Raw genomic sequence first — 14,552 nt, forward strand, 5'->3', positions numbered from 1 at the left:
TATGACACAAAAAAGCCCGCACAGTGTGCGGGCTGTTTGTTTTGCTAGTTAATTTATTGCGCTACTTTTTCATCCGCCGCTTTTACAAAATCTGCGGCAAAGTCCATTACATGGAATAAAAAGCTTTGCTCATTAGTTCCAGTCACTAAGTGGGCACCAGGTCCGGTTGCATACACACCCACATCTTCACCCGCATGGGTTTCTGATGATAGTGGCACAAGTGCTTCTTGGTGAAAGCCCGGCGTTGTAGTATCAACATTGCTTAAATCAACGCGCCCTGTAACGGGTGCAAAGTTATATCCTTCATCTGCATCGGTTTCATTGCCTAAGTCTCTAAAGCCACCACCATTAGTGTAACCAACCGTAGTATAAGGCATATCATCGGCAGCTAAACTTGGCTCTGTTTGGCCTACACCAACCACTTTACCCAATATTGGGTTGCCACGCTTAGGGTAACCCGCAATAGTAAACACATGGCTGTGATCGGCCGTGACCACGATTAGTGTTTCTTCTGGGTTAGTATTTTCCATCGCCACTTTTACTGCATTCGCTAACTCAATAGTGTCGTTTAATGCATTGTAAGCGTTACCCGCATGGTGGGCGTGATCAATACGGCCCGACTCAACTGTTAAGAAAAAGCCTTTATCATTGTTATCTAAAACATTAATAGCTTTTTCGGTCATTTGCGATAGCGAAGGCTCACCAGCGATATCGTTATCGCGATCAGCTTCGTATTGCATGTGCGATTCGTTAAATAAACCAAATACCTTTGTGGCATCATCGCTAATGGCATCAAACCCAGTTTGATCCATTACGTAAGTACCAGTCGGGTAAGTTGTTTGCCATTCTGTCACTAAATTACGCGCATCAGTACGGTCGCCTTCAACAGCACTCACCGCATCTGCAGAATTAAAGGCTGCATCTTTAGGTAAAAAATGACGACGCCCGCCACCCATAACCACTTCGATTCCGTCTACATCAACACCACTAAAACGGGCTTCTAAGTTCTTTTCAAAATTAACCAGCTGTGAAGCAATATCTTCACAATTGGCTGACTCTGAAGCTGGCATATCTGAAATATCTTCCCAGTTACGATCAGCCGACTTAGCATAAGTTGCCGCAGGCGTTGCATGGGTAATACGTGCCGTAGAAACAATACCGGTAGATTTACCGGCAATTTCCGCAAGCTCTAACGAAGTAACAAGCTCATGCCCTTTGCCTGATGCACAATTACCACGCTCAACCGCTTCATCAATACCAATTACACCCACATCGGTTTTTACACCAGAGGCCATTGCTGTCATCGTACCGGCAGAATCAGGTGTTTGTGCATCTACGTTATAAGTTTTTACAAACCCAGAATACGGCATAGTTTCAAAGCTTAATTGGTGATCTTCACCCATTTCACCCTGCAATTGCCCCGCTAAAATACGCGCTGCCGTTATAGTAGAAATACCCATACCATCACCAACAAATAAGATCACGTTTTTCGCTTTACCTGACTCTGTTACTACCTTACTTGCTGCATCTTGCGCACTAGCCAGTTTAGTTTGTGCGTCGCTAAACCAAGCATTGTTACTTAATGAAGCGAGCTGTTCACTCGTTAATGAGGTAGCTGGGTCGTTACATACTAAGTTAGTGTGCGTTACTTCGCTGCTCTCTAATTGCCCATTAGTATTGGTATCAACACCGCTTTGCGTTTCTACGCCGCCATTAACACATTGTGCTGAGCCTACTGCGATTTGGTTATCTACCGCTAAAATATTATTACTGTTTTTGTCGTCATCACTCGAACACCCAGTTAATGCGACCATTACTGCTAAAGAAAGTACTGTTAATTTATTCATGTGAGCCGCCATTATTGCTGAGTTAGTTCAAGAGCTTGATTAATTAAATGAAATACAACGTTTTGTTCTATAACACCTTGAGCAAGGTGAGCACCTGGGCCCATTGCATGCAATGAAATATCTTCACCTGCATGCGTTTCAGAGCCAAGTGGAACAGTAGCCTCTTGGTGAAAACCTGGCGTATTTGTATCAACACCATTTAGCTCAACACGTCCTGCAACCGCAGCTGTTTCATAGCTTGCATCTGCATCCGTTTCATCAACTAAGTTTCTAAAACCGAGGCCATTTGCATAACCTACTGTGGTGTATGGCATGTTATCAGCAGCTAGCGTTGGTGTAGTTTGGCCAACACCAACCACTTTACCTAAAATTGGGTTACCACGTTTCGGGTAACCTGCAATAGTAAACACATGGCTGTGATCGGCTGTAACTAAAATAAGCGTTTCTTCAGGGTCGGTGTTATCAACGGCAGCTTGAACGGCTTTTGCAAATTCAATAGTGTCGTTAAGTGCGTTAAAAGCATTACCCGCATGGTGAGCATGGTCAATACGGCCCGACTCTACGGTTAAGAAAAAGCCTTTTTCGTTTTTACCCAGTACATCAATCGCTTTAGTTGTCATATCGGTAAGCGACGGCTCACCAGCTATATCGTTGGCACGGTCAGCTTCGTATTGCATGTGCGATTCGTTAAATAAGCCAAAGACTTGGGTTGCATCATCGGCAATAGCATCAAATCCGGCTTGGTCCATCACATAAGTGCCATTTGGATATTGTGTTTGCCATTCAGTAACAAGGTTGCGCTCATCAGTACGATCGCCTTCTACGGCGCTCATTGCATCATTTGAATTTGCCGATGCATCTTTAGGTAAAAAGTGACGACGGCCGCCACCCATTACAAAGTCTAAGCCATCAACATCGGTACCTATAAAACGCGCTTCTAGGTTTTTTTCAAAGTTAACTAGCTGTGAGGCAATATCTTCACAGCCTGCATTAACTGCTGCCTCAGGCATGTCTGAGATATCTTCCCAGTTGCGATCAGCCGATTTAGCATACGTTGCACCCGGTGTTGCGTGAGTGATACGTGCAGTTGAAACAACACCGGTAGCTAAGCCTTTAATTTCAGCCAGCTCCGTGGCTGTTAATAACTCATTACCGATAGCCGTTGCACAGTTACCTCGTTCAACCTTTTCATCAACCCCAATAACACCCACATCGGTTTTTACACCTGAGATCATGGCCGTCATGGTGCCTGCAGAGTCTGGCGTTTGTGCATCCACATTATAGGTTTTAACTTGCGCAGAGTAAGGGAACTGCTCAAAGCTTAAATAGCCTTCTTCGCCAAGCTGATTATTGCGTTGACCTTGTAAAATACGCGCTGCCGTTAAGGTAGAAATACCCATGCCATCGCCAACAAATAAAATTACATTTTTAGCTTTGGTGCTTTTAACCGCTTGTGCTTGCGTTGTTTTAGTTGTTAGTTTTGTTTGTGCGGCACTGTACCAGCTGCTGTCTTTTTGACTTTGCGGTAGAACATTGGCATGACTAACGGCACTAAACGCACAGGTGAGTGCGATTGCCGCAGCGACTTTTTTAATTTTCATCCGTAATTCCCATTATGTAGTGGTTATTTTTAAAAACTGTGAGCTCAAAAACATCAACCGCTGCACTATAGGAAATAGATGTTACTAATAAAGGTAATTTTAATGACAAGAAGGTGACAGCCAAATTTTATATCAATAACACCTACTTTGTATTTCCATCGACTGCTTAACCCTTCTCATAATATATGTAACAGCCCTATAAAAGCACGTCACAATATATTAGTTTATTGATCTCTTGCTTGAGCCTAAGCTTGCTATTGCCTACAATAGCGCATAATTAATTCAACGCAGATCACTATTATGACTGATACAAACAAACCAGAATTACCTAATCAACTGTCTATTAACCCACGTAGCAAATTTTATGTAGAAGAAGTATTTGAGCATGAAATCGGTATTACACTTAACGGTAAAGAGCGTTTTGACGTTGAAGAATACTGCATCAGCGAAGGTTGGATAAAAGTAGCGGCACCTAAAGCGCTAGACCGTCGCGGCCAGCCATTACTTATGAAAGTAAAAGGTACTGTAGAAGCGTTTTACAAGTAATAGCTTACTTGTAAAAAGAAAAGCGACACCTTACTAGGTAGTCGCTTTTTTTGTGCCTTTTAAAAACAGCTTTAACATGTTGAACTTTTTTCATACTCAACCTGATGAAGTTTCATTATGAATTTTCAAAAAGTATGTTTGAATAGCTTTAATTATTTAGACGTATAGAAGTCCATTATGAGCAAGTTAATAATATTAGATGGCGGCATGGGTCGTGAACTCAAACGCATGGGCGCGCCGTTTTCACAGCCACTGTGGAGTGCGCAAGCTTTAATAGAAGCACCGCAATGTGTAACCCAAGCACACCAAGGTTTTATAGATGCTGGCGCTGAAATAATTACTGTTAACAGCTATGCATGTGTACCCTTTCACTTGGGTGAAACGCTTTACCAAGCAAAAGGTGCTATGCTTGCTGAGCAAGCAGCGGTTATTGCAAAAAAGGTGACTCAAAACGCAAAGCAAACGGTACTCGTTGCCGGCTCACTGCCTCCTGCCTTTGGCTCGTATCGTGCTGATTTTTTCCAAAGTGATCGCGCATTTACTATTTTAGATACCCTGTATAAAGCACAAGACGAATATGTAGATATCTGGATTGGTGAAACCATATCAAACATTGAAGAAGCGCGGGTAATGGCAAGCGTACTGAAGAATTCAAACAAACCATGTTATTACGCATTTACCCTAAGTGATGAAGTAAGCGAACAAGCGACATTGCGCTCTGGTGAATTAGTATCAGACGCTATCCTAGCACTACTCGAATATAAAATAGCGGGCATATTCTTTAACTGCTCTATTCCCGAGGTTATTGAACAAGCGCTGCGCGACACTAATCGCGTGCTAAAACAGCAAAATAAACATGTTGATTTAGGGGCATTTGCGAATGGTTTTACACCAATCGCCAGTGATTATAAAGCAAATGAAGGCTCGCAAGGTTACCGCGATTTATCACCTGCTGAGTATGTAGCATTTGCTAAACAATGGCATAGCCTAGGCGCAACAATTATTGGCGGCTGCTGTGGTATTGGCCCCGAATTTATAGCAGCGCTGGCAAAGTGGAAAAGCGACATAAAAACGATTTAATATCAATTATTTAACTATAAAAGCATCGAAAATCCATTGCGAGCTTATTGACCGCTTCCCAATACCCAATCAAGCCCTTGTATTGCTGTGGTTGGGAATGCGGTTGCATGCTGTGCCCCTTCAATAACAACACTTTTTAATTTTATATTATCGCTATTGAGCGCATTAATTTTTTTCACAAGTTGCGCTGCGCCTTCAACCATATTTTGCCCTTCACCAAAGGCTGGAGTTTCCTTTGCCCCAACAGATACATAAACCTTTATTGGCATTTGGGGCTTATTCGCTTTTAACGCTAGCAGTGCATTATTATCAAACCAAACCGACGGACTGCCAATAATATAATTGCTAAATAGCTCAGGCATCGTAAATAAAACAGCGGCGCCAAATAAACCGCCTAACGAGTTACCTATATACGTTCTTTGCGTGTTACTTGCTCGGTAACTTTTTTCGATAAACGGCAGCACAGTCTTTTTTAAAAACAGTGCATGATTTTTAGCGTTACCGGTTTGTTTTTTCCAGCTCAGGGATTGAGTGGGTGTATAATCCCTAACTCGACTACTAGCTCCTCTTGAGCCTTTTTCATAGCTGATCGCCACAATAATAGCCTGTTGCATTTTGCCGCTATTCATTGGAAACCGTGTGGCACCGGCAACGATAGGAAATGCATACGGCGCATCGGTTAAATAAATAACAGGATACGTTTTATTAGGCTCCTTTGCATATGACTTAGGTAGCTGGATAAAAATAGGATACACCCGCTTGGTAGCAGGGTCGGTGAGCTCAATAACACTACTTCTAGGGATCTCGTAGGGGGTATTTGCGCTTAATTTAAAACAGATGAAAACACAAAGTAACAGCAAAAGCCTTAAAGCAGTATTCACTAAATTAGTTTACCTAAAAAACGATATTTATAATTACAATGCCACATAGTCGCTATTTTTAACACTGGCAGTGTTAAACAAGTTGATCTGATTTATCACCTGAACAGGGGCAATTTTCGTTATTCTTTTTAAAACACTGTTGGTAATTAAACCAATGGGCTAGTGCGATAAAAGCGGAGCCAATTAAAGTGAGCGCTTTTTCGGCCTCTTCTTGACCTAGCAATACTGCAATTATCAAAAAAGCTAGACCAACAACTCCACACGCCATATAACGTGTACGTTTGTGCTTTTTACAGCCTAAGCTCAAAGCTAATAAGCTTGTTGGTAATACTACAGCAAGAACCCATAAGTGAAACTGTTCAGCATTTATTTGTAGTACAGCAAGGCTTGGCAACAGCGCTAAAATAACCGGTGTTGCAAAACAATGTACCGTGCACATTAACGAAAGTCCAATGGCAAACTTATCTGCTGTCGTTTGAGTCAGCTTCATTATTTATCCTTCTTTTTAATTGTGTTAGCGGTACTTTGCTGGCACCCAAAACAAACACCTGAGATTTCTAATTGCGAAGTTGCTGGCGTAAACCCTTTCATTTTCAGTTCCCTAAACAAAGATTTAACCGAATTGTTAAGGTCATTCACCTCACTTGCTTTATTACAAGAGCTACAAATTAAAAACATCGATAGTTGATGCTCTCTATCATTATTAACGTGACTGCACGGTATAAACTTATTTTCTAACTTTAATCTATGTACCAGACCTACCGACTCTAAAAAACCTAATATCCGATAAACGGACATTGCCAAAATCGGTGTATTTATTTGCTTATTAAATTGATCTGTTAACTCATAAGCAGACAAAGGTTTATTTGCTTTCAATAGAATTTCAAATACCTGCTGACGTTTTGGCGTTAATTTTTTTTCAAAGGCTTCACATCTTTTTATCGCAAAACCCATCATCTCTTTAAATTGCTGCTTATTCATATTACCCACTCTAATGTAGTGGGCTGATGTTTTAACTTTGCCATCCTTGTTGCTCAATGCCTCCGCTGTGGTTTTACCTAAAAATTTATTAACTAGAGCTAAATAAATGTAACAACTAACTTTTGCTGTACAGCAAACAGATCCCCCACGAACAACACCTAAACAATGACAAAATACTTAACACACTGAATTTAAATAATATTTAATTTAAATTATGTAGATGAAGTAGCCAAATTATATAACCTGAGTGATTTTTAGTTAATTAACTATTGATACAATATAACATTTCAAGCACAATTGATACAATATAACATTCGCAAAGGAATTCAAATGACACGAAAATCTCAATTAGCTTTGTTTATAGCAGCCCTACTACCAACAAATGCACTTGCAAATACCATCGAAGGTGTTGTTCTAAACAACCAAGGTAAAGTGGTGACTAATGCAACTGTAGAAGTTGAAGGCTCAGATATAACAGCAGTAACAGATGCAAGCGGTAAGTTCGTAATAACTGATTTAAAAAGTGGTTTAAAAGAACTTCATATTACCGCCCCTGGTTATGCCCATCTGCATCGAGATATCACATTTAGTGATGATAAAAGCCAGTCAATTACCTTTAACTTAGAACGTTCACCCATTGAAGTAATTGATATTGAAGCGACGCCTATTCACATGTCGGCAATGGAATCCTCGTCTCCCGTTAGCGTGTTATCTGGCGAACAATTAAGACGGCAGCAAGCTGCAACCCTTGGCGATAGCCTTGAAAAACTCCCGGGGGTTACTACTAACTTTCATGCAAAAGTAGCCAGTACACCTATTATTCGTGGCTTAAGCGGGCCGCGTGTTCTAATTACTCAAAATGGTCTTGATGTCAGTGATGTTTCGCGCGTTGGCCCTGATCACTCAGTCGCATCAGAGGCATCAACCGCAAAACAAATCGAAGTATTACGTGGCCCTGCCACATTATTTTATGGCAGCGGCGCCATTGGTGGTGTGGTTAATGTAGTTGATAATCGGGTGCCTACCGACAGCACAACTCGCGGCGAATGGAACCTTGAGCACAACTCTGTTGATAATCAAAAAATCGCCTCATTTAATGCCACTACTGGCACTGATTCTTTTGCATTTTATGCTGATGCCTTTTGGCGTGAAGCTGATGACTATGAAATACCCGTGGCCGCTGAATTAGCCCACGATGACCATGACCATGACCATGACCATGACCATGAAGAGCATAGTGGCGATTACACCGTTGCAAACAGCAATGAGGAGTCTGACGGCTTTACCTTAGGTACTAGCTACCTCTTTGATCAAGGTTTTGTTGGTATAGCTGTTGAGCAATTTAATCGTCAATACGGTATTCCAGGCCACACCCATGGTGGCGAAGAAGAACACAGCGCTGAAGAAAGCGTATATGCCGACTTAGAGCAAACTAAAGTGCAGTTGCTAGGTGAATATAACCTTGATAACAAATGGCTTAATAGAGTAAATCTGCGCGCAGGTTTTACAGATTACGAACATGCTGAAATTGAACATGGTGCAGTGGGCACCACTTTTGAAAATGAAACCAATGAGTTACGCGTAGACTTAATGCATAACCCGTTTGCGCAGTGGAATGGTGGTTTGAGCTTTCATTACAAACACAGTGATGTTGAAGCGCAAGGCTCAGAAGCATTCACACCACCGTCACAAACACAAAGCTTTGCTATAGCACTAATGGAAGAAAGACACTTTGGTGACTTTTTAGTGCAACTAGGTGGCCGAGTTGAACGGGTAACCATCGATGCTGATAACGTGTTACTACCTAACATAGATGCACACGCACACGATGACACCGGTGTTCATGACGATCATGCTCATGAAGAACATGCCGGCAATACTCGCGTATTTGACGTAGAGCAAGAATTCACTCCTGTCAGTTTATCAACGGGTGTTGTGTGGGATTTTGCACCTAGCTACAACTTAGGCTTGTCGGTATCTCGTTCTGAGCGTGCTCCTTCGGTGTCGGAGCTATTATCATTCGGCCCTCACATTGGAACTGGTACTTATGAAGTAGGCGCACTATTTGATATTCATGAAGACGGCCATTTTGGTTTATCTGAGCAAGCGCTTGACCTAGAAACAGCAAACAATATTGATTTAACGTTTCGTAAAACCCAAGGTGATATTGGTTTCATTCTTAATGCTTTCTACAACCAAGTCGACAATTATTATTACCAAATCGACACAGGCCTATACGCCGAAAGCGGCCACGACCATGGTGATGAGCATAATCATGACCACGGTGACGAGCATGATCACTCATCTGAACTCCCAGTTTATTTATTTAAAACAGATGACGTAATTTTGCATGGCTTTGAAGCCCAATTTGCATGGCAGTTAACCAATGAATTTAAAGTAGATTTATTCTCAGATTACGTTCGTGCACGCCTTAAAGACGGTGGCGATTTACCACGCACACCACCGCTACGTTTTGGTACTGAGTTTAGCTACCAAACAAATAAGCTGAGTGCGCACCTCCACGTAACTCGCTATCAAGAGCAAGACCGCACAGCACCAGAAGAAACAACCACAAACGGCTACACCATGCTTGATGCCAGCGTTTCATATGACTTATCAGTGCTAAATCAAGATATGTCCGTGTATCTACGAGGCACTAACTTAACAGACACAGAAGCGCGCGTGCATAGCTCATTTTTAAAGAATATAGCGCCACGTCCAGGTCGTAGCTTTGCACTAGGTATTCGCGGTTACTTTTAAGCGCTAAAAAATTATAAATAAAGGAAATTAACATGACTAAACTATTCAAATTAAAATTAATTGCACTGGCAATAAGCAGCACATTAATCACCGCTTGTGGTGATGCAGAAACAAACATTGTTGAAAAAAACCCAATAGAAGTACCTGATGACGGCCACGATCATGGCGATGGTGGCGACCACGGTGATGAATACACTATTGATTCATTAGGTAGGCTTGCGATACTTGCTGGCGATAGCAACGAAGCGAACTTTTTCGACTTAGACGACAATGAGCTTCTTGATACATTCACTCTTACTAATGATTCAAACACGCTATCGTCGTCGCCTGACTTTCGTTATGCCGTGATTGCTAGCCGCGCTCAAGATTACCTCGGCTTTATAGACGGTGGCTTATGGCGTGAAGATCACGGCGCACACCTGCATGATTACGAACAAAGCCCTGAGTTTAGCAGTTATGAGCTAACTAGCGGCAGTCGCCCTACTCACTTGGTAAAGCACGATGGTAAATTAGCGGTATTTTATGATGGTGATGCAGCATCAGGCACAACTGCGTCTGTTGAAGTATTAACAGATAACGACATAACAAACGCAACAGCGACCTTACCTGGTATTAATTACGACATTAATATGCATGGTGTAGCAGAGCCGCGTGGTGAGCACTTATTAGCGACCATTCGCCGCGATGATGCACAGAGTACATCAAACGCTAAAATTTTGCCGGATCAGGTAGGTGTTTATCACTTTCATGATGGCGAATACGAACTTGAACAAACGTTAGAGTTAACATGCCCTGATTTGCACGGAGCAGCACAAAACCATGATTACGTAGCGTTCGGCTGTAGTGACGGTGTGCTATTAGCCCACCAGCATGATGACGAATACCACGCTGAAAAAGTAATAAATATTGATGCCGTCGGCGACTTACGCATTGGTAGTATATACGGCCATGAGGGCAGCGAAACCTTTATTGGTGTTGCATCTGGTCACGGCGACGGCCCTGCTGTGATTGTGAGTATAAATCCTGCGAAAGCTGAAATGGAAGAATTTGAATGGCAACTAGCTGATGGCGCAAGCGCTGTTTCTTACTCTTTCTCAGCGAATGGCGAGCACTTTTTAGTTTTAGACAGCCTAGGCTTTTTAAATGTGCTTGAGGCGCATGCGCACGACGATCACATACACTGGGAGCTAGCAGGTCAAGTTGATATTACACAAGAAGATGTAATAACAATGCCTGAAGGCATGAAGTTTAGTATGACAGTAGCGCAAAATGGTCAGTTTGCTTACGTAGCCGACCCAATAGCCCAACACGTTGTGCAAGTACACCTAGAAGACTTAGAAATTGAAGGTGAACTAGAACTTACATTCCCACCAGCCGCGATCACTTGGTTAGGTATTGCACAAGAGGAAGAGCACGCACACGAACATTAATTTTATATCTGTATTTACTTAAAGGTTGGCGCTTTTTGCCAACCTTTTTTATTCACATTTTGTAACAGACCTTTTATCGTAAGTGCATCGCTATTTTTCACCTTATTGTTATGATGGGATAGCTATTAATATAGGATGTAATTCCATGAAAAAACTAACAACATTGGCTCTTGCCTTGGCTGCAGCAATCGCGCCGGGTGTATCGGCCTATGAGACTAAAGACACTCGTTTACTCCGCTTTCCAGATATCCATAACCAAACCGTTACCTTTGTTTATAGTGGCGATATTTATATTGCGAATACGCAAACAGGCGAAAGCAAACGCTTAACCGACCATATTGGCTTTGAAACATTTCCTAAGTTTTCCCCTGACGGTAAGCGCATTGCATTTTCAGCCGAGTATAACGGTAGCCGACAAATTTATGTGATCAACAGTGACGGTTCAAACCTAAAGCAACTTACTTATTATAATGACGTTGGCCCAATGCCACCGCGTGGAGGTTTTGATTACCGCGTTTTAGATTGGACCGCCGATGGTAAAAATGTGGTATTTAGAGCTAACCGCACACCATGGGGAAAACGTATGGGCCGCCCTTACATGGTTCCTGCAAATGGCGGACTTGAACAGCCATTAGCGATTCCAGAAACTGGTGGCGGCATGCTATCCCCAGATGGCAGCAAATATGTTTACACGCCAATTGATCGAGAGTTTCGTACGTGGAAACGTACTCGTGGTGGTCGTGCGCAAGATGTATGGATTTATGATTTAGAAAAAAACACCTCAGAACAACTAACTACAAACCGTGCAACCGACCAGCAACCAACTTGGGTTGGTGACGATATTTACTTTGTGTCTGACCGTGATTACACGCTAAACCTTTACCAGTACCACAAAGGCAGCGAACCAAAAAAACTTACCAACTATAAAAACTTTGACGTACTTTGGCCTTCAGCTGGCCCAAATGCGATTGTTTATGAAAACGGCGGTTATTTATATCGCTTTGACGCAAAAACACAAAAAAGCGCTAAGCTAAGCATTAACATTGCAGGCGTGCGCCAATACGCAATGCCGTATAGCAAAAATGTTAGCGATTTTATTGATTCTATGTCGCTCTCTCACGATGGTAAACGTGCTGTATTTACTGCCCGTGGTGAGCTGTTTAGCGTACCAATCAAACAAGGGCCTACACGCAACTTATCTTACACAGAGAAAAGCCGCGAAATAGATGCAAGCTGGTCACCAAATGGGCGCTACATAGCCTACATGAGCGATGAAAGCGGCGAGTACGAAATTTACTTAAAAGATCGCAGTAAAAATAATGCTATTAAGCAACTCACTAGCAATGGCACTATTTGGCGCTTTACGCCCATTTGGTCACCAGATAGCTCTAAGTTGTTGTTTTCAGATAAAAACAACACACTTTGGTGGTTAGATGCAAAATCGGGCAAGCAACACAAAATTGATACCGGTATTTATGACGAAGACGGCATTACTCAGTATACGTGGTCGCCTAATAGCCAAGACATTGTGTATGTTAAAAATAACGAAAACCGTTATGCCTCACTGTGGCACTACAACCTTAAAAAAGAAAAGGTGACGCGCCTAACAGACGAAATGAGTAACGAGCAAAACCCAACCTTTTCGCCAGATGGCCAATACCTTTACTTTAGCTCTGAGCGCGACTTTAACCTTGCGTTTAGCAGTTACGAGTTTGACTACATGTTTAACCGCGCCACCCGTATTTATGCGGCCGCAGTAAACGACAGTGTTAAACCGCTTATTGCCTTACAAAGTGATGAAACCACGATTGTAAAAGACGATGACGACGAAAAAGAAGACGACAAAAAAGTTAAAAATGCACTGCAAAGCAATGACTTTATGCAACGTGTTACCGCACTTAATGCCCCAGCGGGCGATTACCGTGGCTTAACCGCAGTAAAAGACGGCGTACTGACTCTTGCTAATGGCGCATTACAACTTATAGGTACCGAGCACGACAGTGAGCTAGAAACAGTCGCTAAAGGTGTTAGCAATTACACTATATCGAGCAACAGCGAACACCTACTTGTACACACAAGTGGCGGTTACAGCTTAATAGAGCCTAAACCAAAGCAAGACCTAGACGCCAACAAGCTAGATTTAAGCAAAATGACGCTTAAAATCAACCCGCAAGCTGAGTGGCAACAAATGTACGTAGAAGGCTGGCGCACACTGCGTGACTGGTTCTACGACGAAAATCACCACGGTCAAGATTGGAATGCTATTTTAGCTAAATACCAACCTATGGCTGATGCTATTAGCCACCGTAGCGACCTTGATTACGTACTTAGCGAAATTGCCGGCGAAATTAACTCAGGTCATATTTACGTGCAATCGGGCGATATGCCAAAAGCCGAACGTAAAAATCACGGTTTATTAGGCGCTAAGCTTGCAAGCGACCCATCTGGTTACGTAAAAATAGAGCAAATCTTTAAAGGTGAAAACTGGCATGACGATTTCCGCTCACCGCTGGGGACTACTGGTGTAAAAGCACATAACGGCGATTACATTATTGCGGTAAATGGCCGCTCGGTTAAAGACGTTGCTAACTTTTACGAACTCCTTGAAAACACCCAAGGCGAGCAAGTAGAGCTAGTGCTAAACAGCAAACCGCGTAGCAAAGGTGCGTGGCAAGTAACAGTAAAACCGGTAGCCAGTGAGCAAGGTCTACGTTATTTAGATTGGGTTAACTCGCGTGCAGCCTACGTTAATAAGCTATCAAATGGGCGTATTGGCTATGTGCACCTGCCAAATACAGCCTATGAGGGTAACCGCGCCATGTTTAAAAACTACATGCCGCAAACAACCAAAGATGCCATGATTATTGATGACCGTTACAATGGCGGTGGTTTTATTCCTGAGCATATGATCACTTGGCTTGCGCGTAAACCGCTTAACTATTGGAAACGCCGTGGTGTAGAGCCAACTAAAACACCGCAGTTTGCGCACAATGGTCCTAAAGCCATGCTAATAAATGGCTATTCAAGTTCTGGTGGTGACGCAATCCCTTACTACTTCCGCCAGGCTGGTCTAGGTAAGCTAATTGGTACCCGTACATGGGGTGGCTTAATTGGTATTTCTGGTAACCCAAGCCTTGTAGACGGCGGACAAGTAATTGCTGCTACATTCCGTATTTTAGACACAAAAGGTAACTGGATCATAGAAAACGAAGGTGTTGCACCAGATATTAAAGTAATTGATCGTCCAGAGCTTATTTATAAAGGCCAAGATCCATCAATAGAGCGTGCTGTACAAGAGTTATTAAAGGAGCTTAAAGAAAATCCTAAACAACCCTTAGTGATACCACCAGCACCTTCTAAGTTTTAATTTGCTGCATAGCTAAACAAGCTAATACCAATAAAAAAACCCTGCAAATTTGCAGGGTT

10 protein-coding genes are annotated in these 14,552 nt (G+C 42.5%); 5 read left to right on the top strand and 5 right to left on the bottom strand.

Annotated features, from left to right (window positions below; genetic code table 11):
• Positions 1–53: 53 nt before the first annotated feature.
• Both ACNSN2_RS14625 and ACNSN2_RS14630 read right to left on the bottom strand, forming a co-directional pair.
• Positions 54–1,847: an alkaline phosphatase gene (locus ACNSN2_RS14625; RefSeq protein ID WP_076922353.1), complete on the bottom strand. Its 1,794-nt coding sequence runs from the start codon at positions 1,845–1,847 to the stop codon at positions 54–56.
• Positions 1,848–1,858: 11 nt separating this feature from the next.
• Positions 1,859–3,448: an alkaline phosphatase gene (locus ACNSN2_RS14630; RefSeq protein ID WP_418607892.1), complete on the bottom strand. Its 1,590-nt coding sequence runs from the start codon at positions 3,446–3,448 to the stop codon at positions 1,859–1,861.
• 300 nt (positions 3,449–3,748) lie between these two features.
• On the opposite strand from ACNSN2_RS14630, the gene ACNSN2_RS14635 reads away from it, so the two are divergent.
• Together ACNSN2_RS14635 and ACNSN2_RS14640 are read left to right on the top strand one after the other, a co-directional pair.
• Entirely contained in the window at positions 3,749–3,994 is a 246-nt protein-coding gene (locus ACNSN2_RS14635; protein WP_008112798.1) for a DUF3297 family protein, read from the top strand.
• Between the two features lie 177 nt (positions 3,995–4,171).
• On the top strand, positions 4,172–5,074 hold the full coding sequence (locus tag ACNSN2_RS14640) for a homocysteine S-methyltransferase family protein (RefSeq protein WP_418607894.1): 903 nt from the start codon (positions 4,172–4,174) through the stop codon (positions 5,072–5,074).
• 44 nt (positions 5,075–5,118) lie between these two features.
• Here the strand turns inward: ACNSN2_RS14640 and ACNSN2_RS14645 are convergent, their stop codons facing one another.
• The 3 genes from ACNSN2_RS14645 to ACNSN2_RS14655 all read right to left on the bottom strand — a co-directional run bounded on the left by ACNSN2_RS14645 (position 5,119) and on the right by ACNSN2_RS14655 (position 6,936).
• Positions 5,119–5,955, bottom strand: coding sequence for an alpha/beta hydrolase (locus tag ACNSN2_RS14645; RefSeq protein WP_418607896.1), 837 nt, complete (start codon positions 5,953–5,955; stop codon positions 5,119–5,121).
• Between the two features lie 73 nt (positions 5,956–6,028).
• Entirely contained in the window at positions 6,029–6,445 is a 417-nt protein-coding gene (locus tag ACNSN2_RS14650) for a MerC domain-containing protein (RefSeq protein WP_418607898.1), read from the bottom strand.
• A complete protein-coding gene (locus tag ACNSN2_RS14655) occupies positions 6,445–6,936 on the bottom strand; it encodes a Fur family transcriptional regulator (RefSeq protein ID WP_054202731.1) in 492 nt (163 codons plus the stop codon). Before ACNSN2_RS14655 ends, ACNSN2_RS14650 begins: the two co-directional genes overlap by 1 nt.
• Positions 6,937–7,266: 330 nt before the next feature.
• Here ACNSN2_RS14655 and ACNSN2_RS14660 point away from each other — a divergent pair, with 330 nt between their 5' ends.
• The 3 genes from ACNSN2_RS14660 (at position 7,267) to ACNSN2_RS14670 (ending at position 14,493) form a co-directional block, all read left to right on the top strand.
• A complete protein-coding gene (locus ACNSN2_RS14660) occupies positions 7,267–9,696 on the top strand; it encodes a TonB-dependent receptor (RefSeq protein WP_418607900.1) in 2,430 nt (809 codons plus the stop codon).
• A gap of 32 nt (positions 9,697–9,728) precedes the next feature.
• Positions 9,729–11,126, top strand: coding sequence for a 5-methyltetrahydrofolate--homocysteine methyltransferase (locus ACNSN2_RS14665; protein ID WP_418607902.1), 1,398 nt, complete (start codon positions 9,729–9,731; stop codon positions 11,124–11,126).
• A 145-nt stretch (positions 11,127–11,271) separates the two neighbouring features.
• A complete protein-coding gene (locus ACNSN2_RS14670; RefSeq protein WP_418607904.1) occupies positions 11,272–14,493 on the top strand; it encodes a S41 family peptidase in 3,222 nt (1,073 codons plus the stop codon).
• Positions 14,494–14,552: the final 59 nt, after the last annotated feature.

It is taken from the genome of Pseudoalteromonas sp. US3C1013, assembly GCF_048401115.1.
In the GTDB taxonomy this organism is placed as follows: Bacteria; Pseudomonadota; Gammaproteobacteria; order Enterobacterales; family Alteromonadaceae; genus Pseudoalteromonas; species Pseudoalteromonas undina.

Excerpts from the sequence above, each read along its gene's own strand:
- ACNSN2_RS14625 (WP_076922353.1), bottom strand. The coding sequence starts at position 1,847 with ATGAATAAATTAACAGTACTTTCTTTAGCAGTAATGGTCGCATTAACT.
- ACNSN2_RS14630 (WP_418607892.1), bottom strand. The coding sequence starts at position 3,448 with ATGAAAATTAAAAAAGTCGCTGCGGCAATCGCACTCACCTGTGCGTTT.
- ACNSN2_RS14635 (WP_008112798.1), top strand. The coding sequence starts at position 3,749 with ATGACTGATACAAACAAACCAGAATTACCTAATCAACTGTCTATTAAC.
- ACNSN2_RS14640 (WP_418607894.1), top strand. The coding sequence starts at position 4,172 with ATGAGCAAGTTAATAATATTAGATGGCGGCATGGGTCGTGAACTCAAA.
- ACNSN2_RS14650 (WP_418607898.1), bottom strand. The coding sequence starts at position 6,445 with ATGAAGCTGACTCAAACGACAGCAGATAAGTTTGCCATTGGACTTTCG.
- ACNSN2_RS14655 (WP_054202731.1), bottom strand. The coding sequence starts at position 6,936 with ATGAATAAGCAGCAATTTAAAGAGATGATGGGTTTTGCGATAAAAAGA.
- ACNSN2_RS14660 (WP_418607900.1), top strand. The coding sequence starts at position 7,267 with ATGACACGAAAATCTCAATTAGCTTTGTTTATAGCAGCCCTACTACCA.
- ACNSN2_RS14665 (WP_418607902.1), top strand. The coding sequence starts at position 9,729 with ATGACTAAACTATTCAAATTAAAATTAATTGCACTGGCAATAAGCAGC.
- ACNSN2_RS14670 (WP_418607904.1), top strand. The coding sequence starts at position 11,272 with ATGAAAAAACTAACAACATTGGCTCTTGCCTTGGCTGCAGCAATCGCG.